General features: G+C 44.9%; 20 protein-coding genes and 1 tRNA gene. 2 read left to right on the top strand and 19 right to left on the bottom strand.

Annotation, left to right across the window (positions count from 1 at the left end; genetic code table 11):
* The 16 genes from QZ158_RS00355 to QZ158_RS00430 all read right to left on the bottom strand — a co-directional run.
* Nucleotides 1–577 (bottom strand): class II fructose-bisphosphate aldolase (locus QZ158_RS00355; protein ID WP_293872894.1); only part of this gene is annotated, 577 nt, incomplete at its 3' end.
* 177 nt (nucleotides 578–754) lie between these two features.
* Nucleotides 755–840 (bottom strand) — tRNA-Leu (locus QZ158_RS00360).
* Nucleotides 841–1,003: 163 nt separating this feature from the next.
* Nucleotides 1,004–1,699: a phenylalanine--tRNA ligase beta subunit-related protein gene (locus QZ158_RS00365; protein WP_293872896.1), complete on the bottom strand. Its 696-nt coding sequence runs from the start codon at nucleotides 1,697–1,699 to the stop codon at nucleotides 1,004–1,006.
* 109 nt (nucleotides 1,700–1,808) lie between these two features.
* Nucleotides 1,809–2,387, bottom strand: coding sequence for a DNA-directed RNA polymerase subunit delta (rpoE, locus tag QZ158_RS00370; protein WP_048691524.1), 579 nt, complete (start codon nucleotides 2,385–2,387; stop codon nucleotides 1,809–1,811).
* Nucleotides 2,388–2,605: 218 nt separating this feature from the next.
* The gene (tig, locus tag QZ158_RS00375; RefSeq protein WP_293872904.1) at nucleotides 2,606–3,889 is read right to left on the bottom strand and encodes a trigger factor; all 1,284 of its coding nucleotides are present in this window, start codon (nucleotides 3,887–3,889) and stop codon (nucleotides 2,606–2,608) included.
* A gap of 218 nt (nucleotides 3,890–4,107) precedes the next feature.
* Nucleotides 4,108–4,671 carry a TIGR01440 family protein gene (locus QZ158_RS00380; protein WP_006595013.1) on the bottom strand — a complete coding sequence of 188 codons (564 nt, stop codon included), beginning with the start codon at nucleotides 4,669–4,671 and terminating at the stop codon, nucleotides 4,108–4,110.
* A gap of 3 nt (nucleotides 4,672–4,674) precedes the next feature.
* The gene (locus QZ158_RS00385; protein ID WP_048789871.1) at nucleotides 4,675–5,145 is read right to left on the bottom strand and encodes an ECF transporter S component; all 471 of its coding nucleotides are present in this window, start codon (nucleotides 5,143–5,145) and stop codon (nucleotides 4,675–4,677) included.
* Entirely contained in the window at nucleotides 5,135–5,896 is a 762-nt protein-coding gene (locus tag QZ158_RS00390) for a bifunctional hydroxymethylpyrimidine kinase/phosphomethylpyrimidine kinase (protein ID WP_123159772.1), read from the bottom strand. Before QZ158_RS00390 ends, QZ158_RS00385 begins: the two co-directional genes overlap by 11 nt.
* On the bottom strand, nucleotides 5,889–6,635 hold the full coding sequence (truA, locus tag QZ158_RS00395; protein ID WP_293872915.1) for a tRNA pseudouridine(38-40) synthase TruA: 747 nt from the start codon (nucleotides 6,633–6,635) through the stop codon (nucleotides 5,889–5,891). The genes QZ158_RS00390 and truA overlap by 8 nt, the downstream gene beginning before the upstream one ends.
* Nucleotides 6,636–6,781: 146 nt before the next feature.
* Nucleotides 6,782–10,342, bottom strand: coding sequence for a family 20 glycosylhydrolase (locus QZ158_RS00400; protein ID WP_293872916.1), 3,561 nt, complete (start codon nucleotides 10,340–10,342; stop codon nucleotides 6,782–6,784).
* A 600-nt stretch (nucleotides 10,343–10,942) separates the two neighbouring features.
* Entirely contained in the window at nucleotides 10,943–12,184 is a 1,242-nt protein-coding gene (locus QZ158_RS00405; RefSeq protein ID WP_293872917.1) for an aminopeptidase, read from the bottom strand.
* A 19-nt stretch (nucleotides 12,185–12,203) separates the two neighbouring features.
* Nucleotides 12,204–12,356, bottom strand: coding sequence for a hypothetical protein (locus QZ158_RS00410; RefSeq protein WP_293872919.1), 153 nt, complete (start codon nucleotides 12,354–12,356; stop codon nucleotides 12,204–12,206).
* Nucleotides 12,357–12,369: 13 nt separating this feature from the next.
* Nucleotides 12,370–13,047 (bottom strand): hypothetical protein, encoded by a 678-nt coding sequence (locus QZ158_RS00415; RefSeq protein WP_293872921.1) that lies wholly within the window; start codon nucleotides 13,045–13,047, stop codon nucleotides 12,370–12,372.
* 37 nt (nucleotides 13,048–13,084) lie between these two features.
* Nucleotides 13,085–13,363, bottom strand: a complete 279-nt coding sequence (locus QZ158_RS00420; RefSeq protein WP_293872923.1) for a type II toxin-antitoxin system YafQ family toxin — start codon at nucleotides 13,361–13,363, stop codon at nucleotides 13,085–13,087.
* The gene (locus tag QZ158_RS00425) at nucleotides 13,356–13,619 is read right to left on the bottom strand and encodes a type II toxin-antitoxin system RelB/DinJ family antitoxin (protein ID WP_293872925.1); all 264 of its coding nucleotides are present in this window, start codon (nucleotides 13,617–13,619) and stop codon (nucleotides 13,356–13,358) included. Before QZ158_RS00425 ends, QZ158_RS00420 begins: the two co-directional genes overlap by 8 nt.
* Nucleotides 13,620–13,765: 146 nt before the next feature.
* Entirely contained in the window at nucleotides 13,766–18,157 is a 4,392-nt protein-coding gene (locus QZ158_RS00430; RefSeq protein WP_293872927.1) for a PolC-type DNA polymerase III, read from the bottom strand.
* 167 nt (nucleotides 18,158–18,324) lie between these two features.
* Between QZ158_RS00430 and QZ158_RS00435 the strand changes: the two genes are divergently transcribed.
* Complete coding sequence (locus QZ158_RS00435) at nucleotides 18,325–18,870, top strand: DUF1307 domain-containing protein (protein WP_293872929.1); 546 nt, start codon at nucleotides 18,325–18,327, stop codon at nucleotides 18,868–18,870.
* Between the two features lie 257 nt (nucleotides 18,871–19,127).
* The gene (locus tag QZ158_RS00440) at nucleotides 19,128–19,448 is read left to right on the top strand and encodes a hypothetical protein (RefSeq protein WP_293872931.1); all 321 of its coding nucleotides are present in this window, start codon (nucleotides 19,128–19,130) and stop codon (nucleotides 19,446–19,448) included.
* Between the two features lie 214 nt (nucleotides 19,449–19,662).
* Here QZ158_RS00440 and QZ158_RS00445 read toward each other — a convergent pair whose 3' ends face one another.
* From QZ158_RS00445 to QZ158_RS00455, 3 genes are read right to left on the bottom strand one after another with little or no spacing between them, the layout of a single operon-like run.
* Nucleotides 19,663–21,513 carry a proline--tRNA ligase gene (locus tag QZ158_RS00445; RefSeq protein ID WP_293872933.1) on the bottom strand — a complete coding sequence of 617 codons (1,851 nt, stop codon included), beginning with the start codon at nucleotides 21,511–21,513 and terminating at the stop codon, nucleotides 19,663–19,665.
* 17 nt (nucleotides 21,514–21,530) lie between these two features.
* Nucleotides 21,531–22,790, bottom strand: a complete 1,260-nt coding sequence (gene rseP, locus QZ158_RS00450) for an RIP metalloprotease RseP (RefSeq protein ID WP_293872935.1) — start codon at nucleotides 22,788–22,790, stop codon at nucleotides 21,531–21,533.
* 41 nt (nucleotides 22,791–22,831) lie between these two features.
* Nucleotides 22,832–23,635: a phosphatidate cytidylyltransferase gene (locus QZ158_RS00455; RefSeq protein ID WP_293872937.1), complete on the bottom strand. Its 804-nt coding sequence runs from the start codon at nucleotides 23,633–23,635 to the stop codon at nucleotides 22,832–22,834.
* Nucleotides 23,636–23,640: the final 5 nt, after the last annotated feature.

The raw sequence follows: 23,640 nt of genomic DNA on the forward strand, positions 1-23,640 counted from the left end.
AGTGGTCAAGGTCAAGACCTTCCCAGTTTGCTGGGTATGGACCGTGGATGTTACCAATACCTGCTGCCAAGAAGTCGATTCCTGTAGCAACCATTGCTTTAGCATCTTCGATTGGTGCCAATTCACCTTTACCAACGATACCGTCTTCTTCACCACCGATTGTACCAACTTCAGCTTCAACTGAGATACCTTTAGCGTGAGCTTTTTCTACAACTTCTTTCGCCAATTTAAGGTTTTCTTCAACTGGAAGGTGTGATCCGTCGAACATGATTGAAGTGTAACCAACTTCGATACACTCAAGAGCATCTTCGTAGTGACCATGGTCAAGGTGGATTGCAACTGGTACAGTGATACCCATTGCTTCAACAAGGTTAGCGATCATGTTGCGAGCTACTTTGTAACCACCCATGTATTTAGCAGCACCCATAGAAGTTTGGATCAAAACTGGAGCTTTTTTAGCTTCTGCTGCACGCAAGATAGCTTGAGTCCACTCAAGGTTGTTTGTGTTAAATCCACCAACTGCGTAACCATTGTCACGAGCTGCTTGGACAAATTTTTCTGCTGAAACGATTGCCATTAGTAGTAGGCCTCCTCTAATTTATTGTGGTTAAACCACTTACATTGTTTATTTTATCACTTTTTCATTGAAAATGCTAGCTTTTCCTGAAGCTTTAAAGCGTTTTCTTCTCTTTCAATCGATCTTTCTGCTATATGAACAAGAAAAAAGACAGCCGAAGCTGTCTTGATTATCCGATGCGGAGAGAGGGACTTGAACCCTCACGACCTAAAGCGGTCACAGGATCCTTAGTCCTGCGCGTCTGCCAATTCCGCCATCCCCGCGATTGAGTACCTTACTAGTATATCAATCTTCTACTTTCTTGTCAAGATTTTTTTCAAACTTTTTTCAAAGGTTGCAGATTTTCACAGGTTAAGCAGAGCGTCGGCTGCTTCACGTCTCTCTTATGTCCAGTTGAGGACACATCCCTATCACAGGAGGACTTTCTTAAGAAACTAGAATTGTCTCACTAGGGGTAACCAGGTATTTTTCAAATTCTAAATCAGGCATACAAGAGGCCATATCTTCTCTAATCCGCTCCAGTGTTTCCAAGCGCATCTCTATAGAGGTCGCTCGGTTTCCCTGGATGATAAAGAGGGCATTGCGAGTAGTCTCCTCCATCTTATAGCGCTCACCATCCCTCACATCTAGCCAGGCCATGATGCCCTCTTGATCTCTGTAGACCGGATCGGTTTCACTAACATGCTTCTCTGTTGATAAAATGGGCAAAAAGGTATCCTCTCTTTGACTAATCGTAAACTCGATTGGTCCCTGGATCTTATCCAAATCATGCCCTCCAATGGCTAAAAAGGAACGGAGACATTCGACATTATAGATATCAATCACACTATTGATCGTCGGAAGAAAGCCACGACTTTGGATATTCTTAATCAAAGCAAGAATGGTCGGCGGGTTCTTCTTGACACTACGCCCCGCTTCCTTCAACAAATCCATATAGCCTTGTACAACTGCCTCCTCTTTCACCGAGCTGAGATCACAATTTAAGGCCCAGGCTTCCATCTCCTTCTTTTTAGCTAGAAAAGTTGCAGACAAGGGAGCTTGTGGATCCACCTGTTTAGCCACTCCGATTACAACTGTCTCAATCCCCAAATCCACCAAACTTTGATTCAGTATCCAGTCCATATGCTCTTCCTCCTTCTGCGCTACAGCAACCTTACACCCTTATTATACTCCTCCTTGAAGCGTCCTTCAAGCAAAGAAAAAACAAGGAACGAATTCCTTGTTTTTTGGATTATTCTTCTTCTTCGTAAGACTCTTCTTCGTCTTCTTCGTCACTTAACTCAACTTCTTCATCCAACTCGTCTGGTGAGATTTCATTGATTTCAGCGTCATAGGCTTCCACTTCATCCTTCTCATCTTCTGGGTTTTCATCATCGTAAGTAAGCGCTGGATCTGCTTCGTAGACATCTTCGTCTTCTGGATCATCCGCATTGTAATCGATCGCGTCTTCGTCTCCGTCCATAAAGGCATTGACGCGTTTTTTCTTACGTTTCTTAGGCTCTTCGTCTTCATCTGTTTCTTCAAGAGCGATGATTTCTTCATCTACCTCATCGATCGCATACCATGAGCGAAGCCCCCATTTGTTATCTCCTAGTGGGATAAAGCTTCCATCCACATTCAATTCCGTATAGAACAAGGGAAGAGCTTCACGAATTTCACTGTTTGATTTTTCGAGGTAGTTTTGAATTTCATTGACCAGGTCATTGAAATACATTTCATGATCACGGCCACGTGACTCTAAGATCGCACGGGCTACTTCAATCATTGAAAGTTCACTTTTTTCTTGTCCAGCAAATACTTCTAATTCCAAGGTAGATCTCCTTCATTTTTATCTCAAGGCAACACTCTTTTTCATTAAAAAAGAGGATACCCCTAGAATACATCATTTATCGTTACACTCTATTGTACGATAATTTTCCCCTTTCGTCAAAGGAAAATTCCGCGCCAATAAGAAGAGAAAAGCCGGGACACATGGCCTCAGCTTTTCTTCTTATGACTTGTTTCCATCAAGATGGAAGATCGTCTTTTTTATTTTACTTTTGCAGTGCTTGTGATCACTTCAACAGCTTTCTTCACAGCGATGTCGTGTTTCAACATTTCTGGTGAAAGCAAGCTACGAACTTGTTCAACTGGCATGTTGTAATCTGCTGCCAATTGTTCGATTTCTGCAGTTACTTCTTCGTCAGTTGCTTCGAAGCCTTCTGCTTTAGCAACCGCTTCTACGACAAGGTTTGTCTTAGTACGTGCAGCTGCATCTGCTTCATATTGTTTGTGAAGATCTTCTTGAGTTGTACCAGTGATTTGGAAGTACATGTCTGGAGAGATTCCTTGACGTTGCATGTTTCCAAGGAATTCATTGACAGCACGGTGTACTTCTTCGTGGATCATTTCTTCTGGAAGGTCAACGATTTCTGCATTTTCTACTGCAAGGTCAATCGCTGCTGACTCAACTGCATCTTTGTAAGCTTCTTCTTTCGCTTCAGCCAACTCTTTGCGGTATTTTTCTTTTAATTCAGCAAGAGTTTCAACTTCTTCATCGATGTCTTTTGCCAATTCATCGTCAAGAGCTGGTACTTCTTTTGCTTTTACTTCGTGGATGGTTGTCACGAATTTTGCTTCTTTACCTGCAAGGTCAGTTGCTTGGTAGTTTTCTGGGAAAGTTACGATGACATCAACTGTCTCACCAGCTGAGTGTCCAACCAATTGGTCTTCGAAACCTGGGATGAATTGACCTGAGCCAAGTCCAAGTGAGAAGTTATCTCCTTTTCCTCCGTCAAACTCAACACCGTCAACAGAACCTACAAAGTCGATCACAACGGTATCACCTTCAGCTGCTGGTCCTTCTTTGATTACCAATTCAGCCAAGTTGTTGCGTTCGCGTTCGATACGTGCATCTACATCTTCATCTGTTACTTCTTTAGAAACTTCTACAGATACTTCAAGGTCGTTGTAAGCACCCAATTTTACTTCTGGTTTTGTAACAACATTTGCTGTCAATGTCCAATCTTGACCTTTTTCCATTGATACAACGTCAAAAGTTGGTTGAGCAACCACTTCAAGACCTGCTTCTTTTACTGCTGCTTCATAAGCTGCTGGAAGAAGATCGTTCAAAGCATCTTGATAAAGTGATTCTTCACCAAAACGTTGGTTGAAGATCGGACGTGGAAGGTGACCTTTACGGAATCCTGGTACGTTCAAGTTTTTCTTAACAGACTCAAACACGCGGTCTAAAGCTGGTTTAATTTGGTCTTGACTGATGGTAAAAGTCAATACTCCGCGGTTTGTTTCTTTGTTTTCAAATGATACAGACATTCTGTCTCTCCTTAAAATAATATAGTCATTCCTAATAATTTTACCATAAAACTTCGAAAATGCAAGTTTTTGGGCATCTTGGTTTTGTGGAAACTGCTTCTTATTAGAGGAATTCTATAGTGGTTTCTGAAGACCAAAAGATTAAAAATTTCTTTCCTATCTCAAGAAGTGTCCCGGAATAAAAAAACTAGTCCATGACTGAACTAGTTTCCTTCCTATTAGGATTTCCGAAGCGGATCTTCTTGGTAAGTAGCACGCGCCCCACCGATCAACTTTGGACGACTGGCTAGAGCTGTCACATGAGCGCCACCCAGTTCTTTCAAGACAGGGCGAACGGGTACTTGCACATGCTTGACATGCATCCCGATAGAAGTATCCCCGATATCCAAACCAGCCTGAGCTGTGATATATTCCACTTCGACAGGGTCTTTCATATAACCGAAGGCTGCCAACTGTCCGGCCCCCCCCGCATGGAGGCTCGGTAGTACATTGACGATTTCTAAGTCTTTCTTTTCTGCTAGTTCACGTTCGACCACCAGAGCGCGATTAAGATGCTCACATCCTTGGACAGCTAAGTAAATCCCTTTGGGAGTTAGGGTATCCAGGATGGTTTTCACAATGGCTTGCCCAATCTCCAGGCTTGAGTTCTTCCCGATACTTGCGCCAGCGACTTCACTGGTGGACAGGCCTAATACGAGGATTTGTCCCTGATGCAGATTGGCCTTGGATAATAGATCCAGCAAGATCTCCTGGGTTTCTCTTTTTAATTGCTCTAACTCCATCTTCTAATTTCCCTTCTTTGGTAAGAAATGATACAGAGCATATCCCAGAGCCATCCCAACGAAGTTTTGAACAAGATTATGAGGAACCTCTTCAATGGCCGCTACCCAGGTATTTCCTAAAAAGAGCGCTGATGCTAGGGCATAGCCGCCTACCATGATAACCGTTCCTAGAAGCAGACCGATGTAACGGGCTTTTCCTTTAAAGCCAGCAAAGTAACCTTGAGCTCCGTGGAAAAGAAGACTAAAGAACATCCATTGAGGATAGCCAGAGAGGAGGTCTAAGAGAAAGGCACCAAGACCACCGACCACTGCTCCTTCTTTGCGCCCCAGATAAAAGGCGGTAAAGTAGACACCTAGATCCAACAAGGTCACCATCCCGGTTGGAGTTGGCAACTTGGTATAATAGCCTAGCACAACTGTCAAGGCGGTTAAAATGGCTAAATGCGCGATTACTTGGGTCCGTTTATTGGTCATATTGAACTACTCCATATTGATCTGATTTTTGAATGGCTTGGTAGACAAAGTCTTTAGAGGCTTTGACAGCTTCTAAGGTTGCCTTCCCTTGGACTAACTGGCTTGCTATGCTAGAGGCAAAGGTACAACCAGCTCCTGTATTATTCTTTTCTAAAACATCTTCTTCGAAGACCGTAAAGTCTTGCCCGTCATAAAAGACATCGATGGCTTTTTCCTTGTTAAGGCGGTTGCCCCCTTTGACCACGACAGTCGCTGCTCCCAATTCATGGAGCTTGCGCGCCGCCTCCTTCATATCGTCGAGCGATTGAATCTTGCTTTGAGTCAAGATCTCAGCTTCTGGTAAGTTTGGCGTGATGATGGTCACATAAGGGAAGAACTTGATCAATTCATCTCGAAGGGCTGACACTTCTACGTCATGGGTTTCCTTGCAGACCAAGACGGGGTCTAGTACCACAGGAATACCTGCATGAGCTTTGACATAGTCCAAGGCTAAGTCTGCCACTTGGACATTTGGCAAGAGGCCGAGTTTAATAGCAGAGAAAGGAACATCCTTGAGAGAGTGGAGCTGTTGGGCAAAGGTCGTTGGATCCACTGGAATCACTTCAAAACCGTGCTCCGTCATAGCGGTCAAACAAGTCACCGCTACAAAGCCATGCTGTTTATTAGTCGTATAAGTTGCAAGGTCTGCATGAAGACCTCCCCCACTAAAAATATCATTTCCTGAAATAGCTAGAATCAATTCATTACTCATAACGGATCTCCTTTAAATATAAGCCATTTGGCGCTGCTGTAGGACCTGCTAGATTGCGGTCCTTCTTTTCTAAAATCAAGTCAATTTGCTCCACCGGCATTCGTCCATTGCCAATCTTCAGCAAGGTCCCCACCATATTGCGGATTTGCTTGTAGAGAAAGCCATTGCCCGAAAAGGTAAAGAGAAGACGATGATTTGCCACGTCCTCGACCAAGCGAGCCTCTGTAATCGTGCGAACCTTGTCTTCCACACTGGTACCCGAAGCTGTAAAACCGGTGAAATCATGGGTTCCCTCCAACTTTCGGATGGCTACTTGCATCTTTTCCACATCCAAAGGATAAGGATAGTGGGTGGCATAGTGACGCATCATGGGATTCTTGGGACGACCATAATCCACGATGAATTCATAGGTTTTGCTGTGCTTCTGGTAGCGTGAATGAAAGTCCTCAGGCACTTGCTCCACCCGGATAAAGTCAATATCCTCTGGGGTTTGGGTATCGAGGGCAAAACGGAGCTTCTCCTCGTCCCGTGGCTGGGGGAGATCAAAATGGATGACCTGCCCAAGGGCATGGACACCTGCATCCGTCCGGCCTGCTCCATGGATGGTCACAGGATTTCCTTGATTGAGACGCATCAAGGTCTTCTCGATTTCTTCTTGCACACTACGGGCATGCGGTTGTCGTTGGAAACCTGCAAATAGAGTTCCATCGTAAGAAATAGTTGCTTTGTATCGTGTCATGTTTTTATTTTATCAAGTTCATCCGAGCTGAACAAGGCGGAAAAGAGAGGACTGTCCGGGTACAGTTTCCGATACAAAAAAAAGAACCAAGTCTTTCCTCTTCCATCTCTGGAAAATAGAAAGACTTAGTTCAATCGGGGGGCTGATTAGTCTTCTTTCCGTCCTTTGAGACTCATCCCAGTTGCGCCAAGTACAGCTCCAAGCAAGGCCAAACCTAGGACAGATTCTTGTCCAGTCTGAGGAAGCTGATGACTAGACGGTGTTTGATCTTGCATCGGTGCTGGCTGAGCTTCTTCTACTGTTTTTTGTTCTGAAGCGACTGGAGCTGGCTGAGCGTTCACAAGTGGCTTCACTTCAGGGACTACTGGTCTTACTTGATGATGACCTCCTTGATCAACTTGAGGTAAGTCTGGTTGAGGACTTGGACCATCCTGTAAACCTGGAGTCGGAGTGATCACTTCTGCCTCCTTGGTTCCCACTTCCACAATCTCAGCAACAGCTTCTTTCGAAACTTCAGTTCCTAGCACTTGGCGGCTCTCATCAAGGGCAGAAACCGCAACAAATTCACGCTGCTGGCCTTTGACACCTGCTTGAACCGCTTTTCGTTCACCCTTGGCTAGATCTGGATTGGTCCGTTCAACAACTTCAAAATCCAGTTCTTTTTCGACGACTTCCAAGCTTGGTTTGTCTGCTACCAAGGCTCTGACATCATCTTCTGCTTGGCTTCCCACTTGAGTGATTGGTTTCAATTGACTGAGAGTTTGAGTTACCTGTTCAACCTGCTCTGCCACTTTTTCTTGGTGAGCACGACTGATCTTCCAATTTAACTGATCTAGAACTGTTGCAAGAGCTGAACGAGATTCCTCAGTGTAGATGGAAAGATCTGTTGGAACATTGGCAAGAGCCGCACGAAGGGCTGTATAGTCAGCTTTGAAGTAGTCCTTATTGTGGTTGGCAAATGCTTCCATGACCTGGAAGACTTCTTCTTCCTTGTATTCATTAGCTGGTTCATCTGCCCAGATTCCCAACATACTTCCGGACACTGGTAATTTCACATCAGGGTATTTGGTTGAAGCTAATTGTTCAAATGGAACGGTTTCTGAATGTTGAAGAGCTTTATCGAGTGGATAGCTTTGATCTCCTCTATGGCCCAAAACATAGTACCAATCCCCGTTTGTATTGAGGAATTTGTAGCCCTTGTCTGCTAGGTACTGTGGTGATGCGAGATTATAGCCCCACCATCCTTTAGACCAGTAAGAAATCAAGACGTCCTTGTCAAAGGTCACATCATCTTCGTCTCCATAGTAGAAGCCATCGTTAAAGGCCATTGGTTGCAAGCCTTTTTCACGAGCCATAGCAGCGAGACTATTAGAGTAGTCCGCAAACTTACCATAGAGTTCATACCATTTGAGGTAGTACCAGCCTTGGGCATTGGTAGCATCATTGGCGTATTCGTCTGTTCCGTAGTTAAAGATCTTAGACTTGCCTTTGAAATAATCCATGTACTTGCCAATGAGGGCCTTGGTGAAGTTGACTGCTTCTTCGTTGGTCAGATCCATGGTTGTCTTGGAAACCGTATCAAAGGTCGCTTGTGGATGTTCAATACCCAGTTTTTCCATCGCTACCAAGATAGCATCCATATGACCTGGACTATTGACTGCTGGGATCAAGCCAATTCCTTTAGAAGTCGCATAAGCAAGCAATTCATCCATTTCTGCTTGGGTCAAGGCTTGGCCATTTGGATCGTCATAGTAGGCCTTGGTTCCTTCGAGAAGGGCCTGTTTCACGTCATCGCTGGCATAAGTCTTGCCATTGGCTTCCACTGTCATATCATCGAGGACGAAGCGCATGCCATCATTTCCGACAAGGAGGTGCAAGTCAGAATAACCTAGCTCACTGGCCTTGTCTACAATCCGTTTCAACTGATCTAGCGAGAAGTATTTGCGTCCTGCGTCAATGGAAATCACCTTGCTCTTAGCTAGTTTTTCAGCAGCTTCCTTGTCTGCCAACTCTTTGGCATAGCTTTCTGTATAGACTAAGGACTCTTGAGCGGCTTTGAGAGAAGCAATCAGTTCCTTAGCTTCTGCTCGAGTCGTGTCTGCTCTTACTCCTTCTAGCGCCTCTTTTGCTGCTGTAAAGGCTACTAGGGATTCTGGTGTGTAGTGGTCTAAATCAGTTGGAGCTTCCGCCAAAGCTTTTTCGACGACTTCAGGATCTGCTACAAAATAGTCCGCATTCTTATCCGCAAAAGCGTGCATGAGCTTGAAGAGTAGCTCTTCTTTGTAGGTTGCAGATGGCGTATCTGCCCAGGCAGCTACCATCCCACCAATGAAGGGAACCTTAGCCCCATCATTTTTTTGAACAACATCAATCGCTGACTTGGAAATCCCTTCGAGACCTTGATCGAGATTGTACCAACCAGATCCAGCCTTGTCCCGACCGAGGACATAATACCAAGCATCATTGGTATTAAGAATTTGATGGCCTAGTTCAGATAGGAATTTTGACGAAGCCACATCATAGCCGTTCCAACCACCTGTCCAATAGGATACAATGATATCCTTATCAAAGGTTCCGTAGGAGGTATCGCCATTGTAGTAGATACCGTCGTTGAAGGCCATTGGTTTCATCTTGTGTTTTTTCACAATAGCCGCTAGATCATTGGCATATTGGATGAATTTTTCGTAGCCTTTATCTGGATAGCCTTCATCTGGCCAATGCTTGCTAGCTTGAAGGACCTGCCAACCATGGGCATCTGTTGCATCATTAGCATATTCGTCCAAGCCGATGTTAAAGATTTCTGTCTTGCCACTGAAATAAGCCGCATACTTGTCCACCAAGGCTTTGGTGAAATCTAGAGCCTTTTGGTTGTCTAAATCAACGGTCCGTTCTGACTTTTTCGTACCAAAGTAATTAAAGTGAGGGTTTTCAATCCCCAATTGCTCCATAGCTGTCAGAATTGCATCCATGTGCCCTGGGCTATTAATCGTTGGAATGACGCCTATATTCTTGGATTTGGCATAAGCCAAAATCTCATCCATTTGAGCCTGAGTCAAGGCTGTTCCATTTGGATCGTCATAGTAGGCTTTGGTTCCTTTTTCTACAGCCTCTTTGACCGCTTGACTTGAGTAGGACGCATCTCCCACTTGCAAGGACATGTCATCAAGGACAAAGCGCAAGCCGTCATTTCCCACTAAGAGATGCAAATCGGTATAACCCGTCTTGCTAGCTTCATCAATGATTTCCTTGATTTGATCCGGTGAGAAGTACTTGCGACCGGCATCAATAGAGATGACCTTTTTCTTGGCCAATTTTTCTTCTTGCTCTGGATCTTTAGCGGGTGTTTCAGTCGCTATTGTCACAGGTTTAGCTGTCCCATCAGCTTCTGTAACAGAGATCGCTTCTTCACGAATTAAGCGATCAAGATCGGATGCGCGCAATTCTCGATCAGGTAGGGTCGGTTGTCTTTGCTCGACGATTGGAGCAGGAACAATTGATTTTTCTACTACCGGCTGAGCAGTTTCCTCGGTAACAGACTGAGGCAAGTCTCCTTCACTTGGCTGTGTCGGAAGAGTCGTTGCAGGGCTTTCTGTAACACTCGGCGTATCTGCTGCTACGACTTGACCGCTGGCAAAAAAGCCAACCAGTACCGAAGCAACTCCTACAGCATACTTGCGAATAGCATAACGTGGTTGATGTGATTTCATCAGGACCTCCTAAAATTTGTTGTGTGTAAACGCTTACTTTCAGTCTATCTAGAAAGCAGGCCCTCGTCAAGGCTTCTTTGAAAGGTTCTTTAATTAAGAGAAGAAGCTATAAAATTTTATCCCTATATTTCATTAAAACTAGCTGACACAAAAAAAGAGCTTGGTCGCTAAAACCAAACTCTTTATTGATGTATTCTAAAAACAAACGCTCTTAGTTGCTCATTTCCGTCTCTCGGCACAGTGGTTGATGGCCCAAAACACTGTTTTGAGGTGGCAGATAGGGATTGCGGAGCAAGCCCCTTCCTAATCAACTGTGCGGGGGTACTAAAAAGGTCCTGCGAACCTTTTTTGCCTGAGCCTTAAAACCGAAAAGCGAGGTAGAAATCGAGACTGCATCTACCGATTTTTGTCTCTTAGCGCAGTGGTTGATTACTCAAAACACTGTTTTGAGGCGGCGAATAGGGATTGCGGAGCAAGGCCCCTTCCTAATCAACTGGGCGGGGGTACTAAAAAGGTCCTGTGGACCTTTTTTGCCCGAGCATTGAATCCAAAAAGCGAGGTAGAAATCGAGACTGCATCTACCGATTTCTGTCCTGCTCCCTATATTGCCCAATCTCCGTTGCGGAAGACTGGGACGCGGGTGCCGTCTTCTCGGATGCCGTCGATATCCATTTGACTTGAACCGATCATGAAGTCGACGTGGACGTCTGAGCGGTTGAGACCAGCTGCTTCAAGTTCTTCTTCTGTGAATTCTGCGCCCCCTTCTACACTGGTTGCATAGGCTGCCCCGATGGCCAAGTGGTTAGAGGCATTTTCATCAAAGAGAGTGTTGAAGAAGGTGATGCCTGACTGTGAAATTGGGCTTGGGTCTGGTACGAGGGCACATTCACCCAAGGCACGCGCTCCCTTGTTTTTGAAGACCAAATCTTTCATGACTTGATCGCCTTTTTCAGCTGTGATGTTTACGATTTCTCCATTTTCGAAGGTCACTTTGATGCCTTCGATAATGTTCCCATTGTAGCTAAGAGGTTTTGTGGAAGTGACATAACCTTCTGCACGACAGAAGTCAGGAGCTGTGAAGACCTCTTCTGTCGGCATATTTGGCAAGAAACCTTCACCTTGGGCATTGATAGCTCCAGCAGATTCCCAGACGTGGTTCTTCGGCAAGCCAAGAGTCAAATCGGTCCCTGGTGCTGTGTAATGAAGAGCTGAGAATTGTTCCTTATTAAGAGTATCTGCCTTGCTCTTGAGAATAGCTGCATGCTCTTCCCAAGCTTTGACTGGATCTTCTTCGTATACCCGGCAGGTCTTGAAGATCTGATCCCACAGGAGATCCACTGCTTCTTCATCACTAGCCGCATTTGGGAAGACCTTTTTCGCCCATTCTAAACCTGCTGCTGCAGCAACAGTCCAGCTGACCTTGTTAGATTGAGTAGCGATGCGCATTGGTTTCATAGCCATGCCCAAAGCCTTAGCAGAAGCCGAAAGCTTTTCTGCCTCAACACCATTTAAGGCACCTGGATCAGACGAGCGCACACCTAAGCGACTGGCCTTGTGTTCCAAGAGGTAGTTCATCTCTGCAATCTTGTAGTCAGGCACATTGTCCAAGCGATCCATCGGTGCATGGAGGAATTTTTCACGGGTAGTAAAATCATCTGCCCATTGGACAATAACTTCATGTGCCCCCAAAGCATAGGCTTCCTTCACAATCAAGTGGGCCAATTCTCTTTGCTCCACATCGATGTTCAAAGCCAAGGTATGGCCAGGTTGCACGTTGATGCCGTTTGCCACCAACAATTTTGCGTATTTTTCTAAGTTTTCTTTAAAATTTGGTAAAACCATGTTCAATCCTTTTCTATATTTATTTTTCTTTCAAAGCAGAAAATAATCCTACCAAAGCAATTGCACCTGACAAGAGTGCTGTCGATAGAAGAATTGTCTGATCAGCAAGCTCTAACTGATATTCAAAAACCTTTTGAGCTGGCTTGTTTTCCGCAAAAATTCTAAGTTTCATCAAGTGTCCTTTCTTATTCTTCGTACTCTCCTAGATAGAGACGTTGAGCCTCTCGGCTGTTAGTGAGGATATCTACATAAGTTTCATAGTCATCAAGCAGGGGCTTGCCCAAAGAGATATCTTGTTCTGGATTTATATTTTTCCCATAAAGATAGCAAAGGTAGAGACGCTCATTGAGTGTTGGAAATACTTCAATGGACATGTGTTCAGCCTGACCTACCCGTTCCCAATCCTGTTCTTTGATATCTGGTATGATATAAGCTTGGAAGAGGCCCATAAGTGGATTATCCTCCGGTTGACCACTGTCCTTATCCGCTAGAACTAAAGAACAGCGTCGACCAAAACCAGCTACTTGGCGCTCCTGTCCCTTCACCGAAACCGTAATCGGATGCCCTCCCATATGGCTATAAATCCATTCTTTAGGCAGCCGATAATCGAAGAGAGGCTCAAGATCTTTGACAATCGTTACAGGACTAGAGCGTAGAAACTGACGAGTGACTGCTTTGCAAAAGAGAATATTCTCCTCTTTCAAGGTCACTCCCTTCCAGCTATTTTCCTCCTTAAAATGGTTAAAAAACACCAAATAGGGCTCTCGCACCATTTGTGCTAAGACATAGACACCATTTCGTAGGCGAATGGAGATGACTTTCCCTGACTTCCAGGGTATTGCTCTTTTTTTATTTTCTATCATTAACCAACCTCAAACCGAGCGAGGATTGTTGAGTCCATCAGAATAAATCACTATGACTTCCTGTCCTTAGCAAGTTTAAAATCAATTCGTCCTTATCTACTTTGTAAACCAAAAGCCAATCCGGCTGGATATGACACTCCCGAACACTTTGAAAATGCTTGGAGTTGGTCAGTTGATGGTCACGATATCTAACAGGAAGTTCTCTTTCTTGAATCAGAAAATGTAAGACTTCTTCTAATAAGTCTGCCTTCAAACCACGCTTCATTGCCAACTTAAAATCTTTTTTAAACTGTTTATGATAGCGAATCTTAAGCACGCAAATCCTCCATCAAATCTGAGACAGATTCAAAAGACTGGCTCATATTCCGATTTTGCTCTACATCCATTACCACTTGAAGCAATTTCCGATTATCGTCTAATCTAACATCAAACGGTAGCCCCTGATATTGAATAGCCTGACGGAGGAAAATGTTGATGGCCGTTGTCATATCCATCCCTAAATGGTTAAAAACCTGTTGGGCCTGCTCCTTGACCTCACTATCCAAACGAATACTCATACTCGTCTTTGACATATTCTCACCTTCTTTCTATTGATTATTATAACAAAAAAGAAAGCTATTGTAAATCTATTAGATATACAATAGCCTACTATTAGTTTTGCTGTTTAGTTTTAATCAAGATGAAACTTCATCAACTTTTTATAAATGTTTTGTCTCCATCAAAACAAATCATCAAAGAGACTGAGCTGGTTGTCTTCTGGCATATTGCCAAGGATTCCCATCTCGTCCATCTTTTCTACCAAGGTTGAGGAGACGCCTCCACGTTTGCGTAACTCTGTTTTAGAGAGGAATTCTCCTTCTTTGCGAGCTCGCACAATCTGCTTGGCTACGTTCTCTCCCAATCCATCCATGGCGACAAATGGCGGGATTAGGGTGTCTCCATCGATGATGAATTCCGTCGCATCACTGCGATAGAGGTCTAGTTTCCCAAACTTGAAGCCACGCTCCCACATCTCATTGACAATTTCAAGGGTGGTGTAGAGGTCAATCTCCACATTGGAAGCTTCGTTGTTCTTACGTTTTTCAGCAATCTCCTTCATTCGCGCTTTTACGGCTTCTAGGCCTGCACCCATGGTCTTGATATCAAAGGCCTTGGCCCGAATGGAGAAGTAAGCACAGTAATAGTAGAGAGGGTGGTGCACTTTGAAGTAAGCCACCCGTAAGGCCATCATAACGTAGGCAGCCGCATGGGCTTTGGGGAACATATACTTGATTTTTCCACAAGACTCGATGTACCATTCAGGGACATTGTTAGCCTTCATGGCCTCGATATAGCCATTGCGCTCCTCTTCAGGAATCTTGAGCCACATGCCTTTCCGCACCCGCTCCATGATGGTAAAGGCCATCTTGGGTTCGAGTCCTGCGTGCATGAGGTAAACCATAATGTCGTCCCGACATCCGATAACGGTTGATAGGTCCGCAATTCCTGCCTTGATCAAGTCTTGGGCATTTCCCAACCATACGTCGGTACCGTGAGACAGACCAGAAAGCTGTAGCAACTCGGCAAAGGTAGTCGGATGAGTTTCATCCACCATGCCTCGAACAAAGTTGGTCCCAAACTCTGGGATCCCCAGCATACCGGTGGAGGTACCGATTTGCTCCGGTGTGACTCCTAGGATATCGGTCCCTGAGAAGAGGGCCATGACCCCTGGATCATCCATAGGAATATCATTTGGATCAATGCCTGACAAGTCCTGGAGCTTGCGAATCATGGTCGGATCATCGTGTCCCAGGACATCGAGCTTGAGGACGTTCTCATCGATATCGTGGAAGTTAAAGTGGGTGGTCTGCCATTCGGCGCTCACGTCATCTGCTGGGTACTGGACCGGAGTGAAGTCGTAGACGTCCATATAGTTTGGAATAACAACGATTCCCCCTGGGTGCTGACCGGTTGTCCGTTTGACCCCAGCGGCTCCTTGGGCCAGACGTTCCACCTCTGCATCTCGGTAGTACTTGCCATAATCCCTCTCATAGCCTTTGACAAATCCATATGCAGTCTTGGCTGCGACCGTACCAACCGTTCCTGCCCGGAAGGCGTATTCTTCCCCAAAGATATCCCGGACATCTAAGTGGGCACTCGGCTGGTCCTCCCCTGAGAAGTTCAAATCGATATCGGGTACCTTATCCCCATCAAAACCAAGGAAGGTCTCGAAAGGAATGTCCTGTCCATTTTTGCTGAGCTTGTGCCCACAGTTAGGACAGTCCTTATTAGGCATATCAAATCCTGAACCATAGGAACCATCGGTGATAAACTCACTGTACTGGCACTGACCACAGACATAGTGAGGAGAAAGCGGATTAACCTCGGTAATCCCGATCATGGTCGCCACGAAACTGGATCCGACAGACCCCCGTGAACCCACCAGGTAGCCCCGTTCATTGGAACGATGCACCAAGAGTTGGGAAGCCAGATAGATCACGGCGAAGCCATTCCCCAGGATAGAGGTCAACTCTTTTTCAATCCGTAGATCGACAATATCAGGTAGCGGATTGCCATAGATTTCAAAGGCCTTCTGATAGGTCAATTCGGCAACTGTCTCTTCAGCCTTGTCGATAAATGGCGTATAGAGGTCCCCCTTGACCACTTCAACAGGTTCAAAGATTTCTGCCAGTGCGTTAGTATTTTCAATGACCAATTTTCGTGCCAAATCTTCCCCTAGAAAGGCAAATTCATCCAGCATTTCATTGGTTGTACGGAAATGAGCTTTTGGCAGGGGGGCTGGTTGAGCATTTTCTCCATGACCGATCGTCCGGTTGATCATAGCCCCTTGCCCAAGACTGCGGACAATGATTTCTCGATAGATTTCTTCTTCAGGCTCTATATAGTGGACATTTCCTGTTGCCAGGACCGGTTTGCCAAGGCGATCTCCCACCTCAATCAAGCTCTTGATGATAGTTTGGAGCTCATCCATATCTTTGACCTGCTCTTTGGCAATGAGGGGCGCATAGATGACTGGAGGCATGACCTCGATAAAGTCATAATACTTGGCCACTTTCACTGCCGCGTCAACTCCTTGAGAGACAACCGCGTCGAAGACCTCTCCTTCAGAACAAGCCGATCCCAGGATCAAGCCTTCCCGATGGGCATCTAAAACCGTCCGCGGAATCCGAGGAATACCCTCAAAATATTGAGTATTGGAAAGAGAGACCAATTTGAACATATTTTTCAAGCCGGTCTGGTTCTTGACATAGATGGTCGCATGTTTGACCCGTGCCTTTTTATAGGAATCTGGACTAATTAGATCCACATTCAACTTGGCTAGATTGGTCACGCCATGTTTTTCTGCGACATCCTTGATAAAGATAAAGAGCAAGCGACCCGTCGCTTCCGCGTCATAGTTAGCCATGTGGTGGTGCTCCAAGGCAACGCCGAAGCGCTTGGTCAAGGGACCCAAACCATGACGCTTGTACTCTGGATAAAGGTTACGCGCGAACTCTAACGTATCAATCACTGGCTGAGTGATTTTTGGAAGGCCATGACGCTCATAGTTGGCATTCATGAAGCCCACGTCAAAGGTGGCATTATGGGCAACCAAAACCGCATCCTGACAGAATTCCTGAAACTCCTCCAAGACTTGTTTCAAAGGTTTGGCATTGCGAACATGATCGTCGGTAATGCCTGTCAGGTCCGTTGTAAAGGCAGAAATGGGGTGCCCTGGATTGATGAACTCATCGAATTCAGCGATGATATTGCCCTTGTGCATTTTAGAAGCGGCAACCTGAATCAGATCATTGTAAATCGCTGAAAGTCCCGTCGTTTCCACGTCAAAAACCACATAGGTTGCTTCATGAAGGTCTAGATCAACTTCATTGTAGGTAATCGGCACGCGGTCTTCAACGATATTGGCTTCCATCCCATAGATGAGTTGGATACCAGCTTTCTTGGCAGCCTTATAGCCATGAGGGAAGGACTGAACATTTCCATGGTCTGTGATAGCCACTGCTTTGTGACCCCATTTGGCTGCTTTTGCGACTAGCTCCTCTACCTCAGGTAGGGCATCCATAGTCGACATATTGGTATGGGCATGGAACTCGACCCGACGCTCGCCTTCTGGCATCAGATCCTTACGCTCATAGTGGACCACTTCTTGGACATCCTGGACATTCATGGTCAAATCACGTGTGAAGTTATTGACCTCGATATTCCCACGGACCCGCAACCAAGAGTTTTTCTTGATCATGTCAAACTTCTGAGCTTCTTCTTCATTTTTAGCCCATTTTTGGAGCGAAAAACTGGAGGTATAGTCGGTCATCTTGAAATTGATCAAGACCCGACCTGTCCGAGTCACCTTGTGCTCAACATCAAAGACCACTCCTTCAAAGACAATGCGGTTCTCTTCTGTCGTGATATCAATCATAGGAGTGACTTCTGCCTTATCCAGCTTGGGCTTGGCCGCAGCCTTTTTGGCCTTAAAATCAAAGGCCGGTTTTTCCTCTGCTGGTGGTGGAGCCATTTGAGACAAGGACTCCATGGCCCGCAAGGTTTCTTCATTAGCTGCTTGGAAGATTTGATCCTTTTCAGCCTCGAAGGCCTGCTGGAGTTCTTCTGTCATCTGGTCATCCGCCTCGACCCGACAGTGGAAATGAGGAAAACCAAACTTGGTCAATTGACTCGCAAGATTAGGCAGATGGTTTTTCCGGTAGTGCTCCGTATCCACAGATGAAGGGCCACTAATGATCAACTCTTCTCCTTGAGAGCGGACTTGTAGGTGTTGATACATGCTCTTAAAGCCCTGACTCGCACAGGGACCATCTTCAAAAGCCTCCTGATAATAGGCTTGCAAGAGCTCCTCACTAAAAGTTGGATTCTTTACCTGAATCTCAAATACCGCTCGATTTCCTGTCTTTGAAAACTCCTCAGCCAAGCGGTTTTTGAGCTCCTGAAAAATCGTGATGGGAAGAATTTCGGCAAAAACAAAACGAAATTCCCAAACACGACTGAGCTTATGGACGATGACCTCTTGGATTTCAGCCCCTTTAAAAGCGTCTGATTCACGCATTTCCAAAGGCATTCCCAACTGATTCATTAAGATTTCAAACTTGTTTGACATGATATTTCCTCGTACAGTAGTGACCCTATTTTACCATAAATCAGCCCGTTTTTCGACAGAAAAAGAATAGGGCCAGGCGAGGAAACCTGCACAATCCACGAGCCATTTTTCACGGGGCTCAGTTATGATATAATAGAGCAGAATATTTATTAAAAGGAGCCTTCACTGTGAAAAAAATTTTACTAACCAGTGCCTGTCTGCTGACCCTGACTGCCTGTAGCACGCCTAGTCAGAACCAGCTAGAAAACAAACTCAAACAAACTCAGAGTCAACAGAAAGCCAAAGAAGAAAAGGTGAAGACGAAAACTTTTTCAAGTGCAGCCAGTGCTGATGTCGTCACTAAAATCAAAGTCTACTATCTAAAAGATAAGGTGACTGCTTTTTCTTTCATTCATGAAAAAGAGATTCCTGAAGAGGAAAAAGATAAAAGCCGTGAAGAGCTAGCTGACTATTATCAAGAAGACATGGAAAGCAGTCCCTATTTTGAAGCGATGAGCAAAGCCAAAGGGATTGAGTTAAAAGTTCGAATTTCTGCAGATAAAAAAACGGTTCGACAATTTGTCACTTTTGATTTGTCCAAGATGGATGTAGATGAAGTGGCGGCGGCTTTGGGCGTGACAGACCAAAAAGGGACCCTCTTTGAAAAACTAAAAGATAAACCTGAAGACTTTTTTAAAGCTATCGAAGAGCAAGGTTTGACAGAAGAAGAATAAAGCTTTCTAATCCATTTTTGTACTTTTACCTGTTCGCAAATTTTCGTCTATTTTTTCATCCGAGTTTCTTACTCTAATTCTATTTACTATAAAATTTAAAGGTGTTTTTATGCGTCTCACTAAAAAAACAGTTCTGATTGCTATCGCTTCTCTTGCCGTTTTAGGCCTATGTCTATGGGGAGGAAGTTTGTATCTCACTAGGCAAAATGCCCTGAAACGATTCGATGAAAATTTCATTCACTATCAAGCAAAAAGTGATGACCATCAAACTTTTATTTCACAAGACATCAACCGAAAAGAAGTCTACAAATTTATCCTATTCTCCTACTAAAGAAACTATTGCCATAACGAAAACAATTAAAAAAGGGGATATCTATTCTTCTGATTACCTTTACGGACCAACGACAGTCTATGATATCAAACAAACCGCTGATCGCTATACCATCATCACTTCAGGACATCCCATCCTCGTCGACTTTGGAACGACATCAGTCAAGGTAACTTATAACAAAGACAGTTTTGAAATACCATACTCTGAGTTGTCTTTTGGAGAGTCTTTCCCTAGCGAAGAGAACTAGATCGCTACTTCTCTAGATTACCAGTCTAGAACACTGAACTAACCAAGCTATTCGCCATGGTTAGTTTTTTTTTTTGCAAAAAATTGTTTTTAACCTATTCAGCTCAAGGGTAAATTCTTACCAATAGCAATAATCCTCTTAGCGCTTCGGAAAGTCAGGATTCTAGCTACTTCTTCAGCAAAAGAAAACTGCCAGGTAAACCTGGCAGTTTAGCTTATTTATTTAAAATGGAAAGAGTTTCAAGCAGGTTGTCTGCATGTACTTCAATCGTGTCACCTGAAGCTTTGATTTTCACTTCTACGACACCGTCAGCTGCTTTCTTCCCGACAGTGATGCGGATTGGCAAACCAATCAAGTCACTATCGCTAAATTTAACACCGGCACGTTCGTTACGGTCGTCTACCAAGACTTCGTAGCCAGCCTTGACCAATTGGTCTTCGATCTTTCTTGTCAATTCAAGAGAAGTTTCGTCTTTGACATTGACTGGAATCAAGTGCACATCAAATGGCGCCAATTCTTTAGGGAAGTTGATGCCCCAAGCATAGCGGTATTCACCTTTAGGCGTCTTGTTAACAAAGAGGCGAGCATGTTGCTCCATAACGGCTGAAAGGAGACGGCTGACACCGATACCGTAACAGCCCATGATGATTGGCACAGCACGGCCATTTTCATCCAAGACATCTGCCCCCATACTTGCTGAGTAACGAGTTCCAAGTTTGAAGATGTGACCGATTTCGATTCCACGCGCAAAGTTGAGAACACCTTGTCCGTCTGGTGAGATTTCACCCTCACGCACTTCACGGATATCGACATATTCCGCAGTGAAGTCACGACCTGGGTTGACACCCGTCAAGTGGTAGCCATCTTCGTTGGCACCTACAACAGCATTGCGGCTATCTTGCACCTTGCGGTCAGCAATAATCTTAACATTTTCAGGAAGATTGACTGGCCCAAGGGAACCAAAGTCCGCTCCCAACAATTCTTTCACTTCCGCCTCAGTTGCAGGTTCCAAGAAGTCCGCTCCAAGGTGGTTTTTCAACTTAACTTCGTTGAGTTGGTCATTGCCAACGAGTAGAGCCACAACTGGCTCCTCATCTGCGATATAAACCAAGGTCTTGATGGTTTGCTCTTCAGAGATATTCAAGAAGGATGCGACTTCATCAATTGATTTGACACCCGGCGTTTCCACGCGAGCCACTTGATCTTCAGTCACAACACGGTTGCTTGGTTTGTAGGCATTGGTTGCCATTTCCAAGTTGGCCGCATAGCTTGACTCACTTGAGTAGGCAATGGTGTCTTCACCAGAAACCATCCATTTGAGCAATTCTGCCTTGATTTCTTCTTGCACTTCCGCAGGAATCTCGTCAAATGATGCAACAGACTTGTCTAACACCACCCAACGGTTAAGGTCTGTACGCGAAGGAGTAATGGCCATAAATTCTTGGCTATCCTTACCACCCATGGCTCCACCGTCACCAATGATAGCTTTGAAGTCCAAACCACTACGAGTGAAGATACGCTCGTAGGCTGCCTTATACTCATCATAAGTTACATCCAAACTATCGTAGTTAGCGTGGAAGCTATAACCATCTTTCATGATAAATTCACGCGTACGAAGAAGTCCATTACGTGGACGTTTTTCATCACGATACTTAGGCTGGATTTGGTACAAGTTCAATGGCAATTGCTTGTAAGACTTGACAGAATCACGGACAATCGCTGTGAACGTTTCTTCGTGAGTTGGACCCAAGATAAAGTCTGACTTCTCACGATTTTTCAATTTATACAAGTCTTCACCGTAAGTTTCATAACGGCCAGATTCGCGCCAAAGGTCAGCACTGAGAAGGGCTGGAGCCAACATCTCAACCGCACCAATCTTATCAAATTCTTGGCGCATGATCTTCTTAGCTTTTTCGATCACAAGGTTAGCAAGTGGCAGATATGAATAGACACCTGCTGAGACTTGACGAACATAACCCGCACGGAGCATCAAAGCGTGGCTGATGACCTGCGCATCACTTGGCATTTCGCGAAGTGTTGGAATAAGCATTTTACTTTGTTTCATTCAGATTCATTCCTTTTCTATTTCAAAAATAATTTCATAATATCGTTCCAAGTAACGGCAATCATTAAGATAACCATGACCGCCACTCCAGCAAGGGTCAAGTAGGTCTCTACCTCCTGCTTCAGCGGTTTTCTACGAACCAGCTCGATCAGATTGATCAAGATTTTTCCACCATCCAAGGCCGGAATGGGGATCAAGTTAAAGATTCCGATATTGATGGACAACATGGCCATCAGGGACAGGATAGCTGGAAGTCCAAGCTCCGCGGCTTGCGAACTCGCTTTGTAGATCGCAACCGGACCACCCAACTTGTTCAAACTAAAGTGGAAGATGATATCCTTCAAAGCCGTTAAGATACGAGTTGCTGTGTACCAAGTATCTGTCACACCTGACAGAAGCTTATCGAGGAAGCCCGTCTTGACAGCATTGGTCACACCGATATAATAGCGTCCACCATCTTCTTCTGGTTGGACCGTCACTTTTTGAGTCTTCCCGTCTCGTTCATAGGTGATCGTTACTTCTGGATTTTTTCCTTGGTTACGGGTTGCCTTCTGGACTGAATCTGTCAACTCATCCCAGTTGGAAACCTTGTATTCATTGATCTGAACGATCTGGTCATTGTCTTTCAAACCAGCCTTAGCCACCACTCCTTGAGGAACGACCTGAACATGGTTGCTATAGTAGTCCACTGCTCCTCCTCGCATAAAAGCTAGGAGAGAGTACACAATAATACTCAGGATAAAGTTGTTCATGGGACCCGCAAAGTTGGTAATGAGTCGTCCCCAGATACTAGCATTTTGATACTGCACATCCAGAGGAGCAATCCGTACTTCTGTCCCATCTTCCTCAACAATGGTCGCATCATGGTGAACAGGATAGGTCTTGATCTCTTCGATGACGATTCCTGTGATTTCAAGTTTATCCTCAAAATCAAAATCTGTGACATTCATGGGGAGAGCCGTCTGGTCGATATTTTTCCCAGAAAGGTTGATCCGAACAACTGTTCCCTCAGGGTTCAAAGTTAGACTGACAGGAGTTCCTGTCTTAATCTCTGTCGTATCTTCGCCCCAGCCTGCCATTCGGACATAGCCCCCCAATGGAAGAATTCGAATAGTATAGGCTGTTCCGTCTTTGCCTACATGGGCAAAAATCTTGGGCCCCATCCCAATCGCAAACTCGCGAACAAGGATGCCTGATTTCTTTGCAAAATAGAAATGGCCGAACTCATGTACTAGGACAATGACGCCAAAAATGATAATAAAGGCAATAAATTGCATACACGCTCCTTCGTTTTATCTGATGGTGGGATGACTTCTGTTTAAAACAGACCAAAGAATAGCATCAGTGGGAAAACAAAAATCAAGCTATCAAATCGATCCAAGACACCGCCATGACCAGGAATAAAACGGCCAGAGTCTTTCACTCCAAAATGGCGCTTGATGGCACTTTCGACTAGGTCACCAAACTGAGCTGCTATACTGAAAAGAATGGTAAAGAGAATCATGGTCATCCAACCGTAATCCCCCGCAACGGTGCGATCTAGCATCATAAAGATCATCGTCACAACAACAGCACAAGCGATCCCGCCTAGACTTCCTTCAACAGTCTTGTTGGGTGATACTCTTGGCAAGAGTTTTTTCTTACCGAACTGGCTCCCAATAAAGTAGGCACCTGAATCCGTCGCCCAAACAATAAAGAGGGCCAAAAGAATCTTATCTACACCTGCTAAACGCGCTTGGATCAAGGCATGGAAGCCAAAGCCAACATAAAAACTTGAAGCAATCGGATAGACAACCTCGTCATAGGTATAGCCTTGTGCCAAGACAGTCGTCCCCATCAATAATAAGACCAACAGGCCATAGGCGATAAAATTGCCACCTGCTGGCAAGAAGGGAAGGTAACTCTCTAAGGGTAGCGCCAATACAAGAGCTGCTAGCATGGCCAAGGTCCCTTCGATGGTTTCAGTCTGCAGGCCTTTCATCTTCAACAATTCATGAACACCCAACATAGCGATGAGTCCCACTACAATCTGGAACACAAGGCCGCCCATAAGGACAACTGGGATAAAGAATGCTAGGGCGATTCCTCCAAAAATCACTCGCTTCTGTAAATCTTTTCTCATCTATT

Source organism: Streptococcus sp. A12 (assembly GCF_905372335.1).
Taxonomy (GTDB): Bacteria; Bacillota; Bacilli; order Lactobacillales; family Streptococcaceae; genus Streptococcus.

What these genes read in the sequence shown, in the direction of transcription:
- tig (WP_293872904.1), bottom strand. Translation starts at nt 3,889, where the DNA reads ATGTCTGTATCATTTGAAAACAAAGAAACAAACCGCGGAGTATTGACT.
- QZ158_RS00380 (WP_006595013.1), bottom strand. Translation starts at nt 4,671, where the DNA reads ATGGAGTTAGAGCAATTAAAAAGAGAAACCCAGGAGATCTTGCTGGAT.
- QZ158_RS00415 (WP_293872921.1), bottom strand. Translation starts at nt 13,047, where the DNA reads ATGATAGAAAATAAAAAAAGAGCAATACCCTGGAAGTCAGGGAAAGTC.
- QZ158_RS00390 (WP_123159772.1), bottom strand. Translation starts at nt 5,896, where the DNA reads ATGAGTAATGAATTGATTCTAGCTATTTCAGGAAATGATATTTTTAGT.
- QZ158_RS00385 (WP_048789871.1), bottom strand. Translation starts at nt 5,145, where the DNA reads ATGACCAATAAACGGACCCAAGTAATCGCGCATTTAGCCATTTTAACC.
- QZ158_RS00405 (WP_293872917.1), bottom strand. Translation starts at nt 12,184, where the DNA reads ATGGTTTTACCAAATTTTAAAGAAAACTTAGAAAAATACGCAAAATTG.
- truA (WP_293872915.1), bottom strand. Translation starts at nt 6,635, where the DNA reads ATGACACGATACAAAGCAACTATTTCTTACGATGGAACTCTATTTGCA.
- QZ158_RS00445 (WP_293872933.1), bottom strand. Translation starts at nt 21,513, where the DNA reads ATGAAACAAAGTAAAATGCTTATTCCAACACTTCGCGAAATGCCAAGT.
- QZ158_RS00365 (WP_293872896.1), bottom strand. Translation starts at nt 1,699, where the DNA reads ATGGACTGGATACTGAATCAAAGTTTGGTGGATTTGGGGATTGAGACA.
- rseP (WP_293872935.1), bottom strand. Translation starts at nt 22,790, where the DNA reads ATGCAATTTATTGCCTTTATTATCATTTTTGGCGTCATTGTCCTAGTA.
- QZ158_RS00400 (WP_293872916.1), bottom strand. Translation starts at nt 10,342, where the DNA reads ATGAAATCACATCAACCACGTTATGCTATTCGCAAGTATGCTGTAGGA.
- QZ158_RS00455 (WP_293872937.1), bottom strand. Translation starts at nt 23,635, where the DNA reads ATGAGAAAAGATTTACAGAAGCGAGTGATTTTTGGAGGAATCGCCCTA.
- QZ158_RS00410 (WP_293872919.1), bottom strand. Translation starts at nt 12,356, where the DNA reads ATGAAACTTAGAATTTTTGCGGAAAACAAGCCAGCTCAAAAGGTTTTT.
- QZ158_RS00430 (WP_293872927.1), bottom strand. Translation starts at nt 18,157, where the DNA reads ATGTCAAACAAGTTTGAAATCTTAATGAATCAGTTGGGAATGCCTTTG.
- QZ158_RS00425 (WP_293872925.1), bottom strand. Translation starts at nt 13,619, where the DNA reads ATGTCAAAGACGAGTATGAGTATTCGTTTGGATAGTGAGGTCAAGGAG.
- QZ158_RS00440 (WP_293872931.1), top strand. Translation starts at nt 19,128, where the DNA reads ATGACCATCAAACTTTTATTTCACAAGACATCAACCGAAAAGAAGTCT.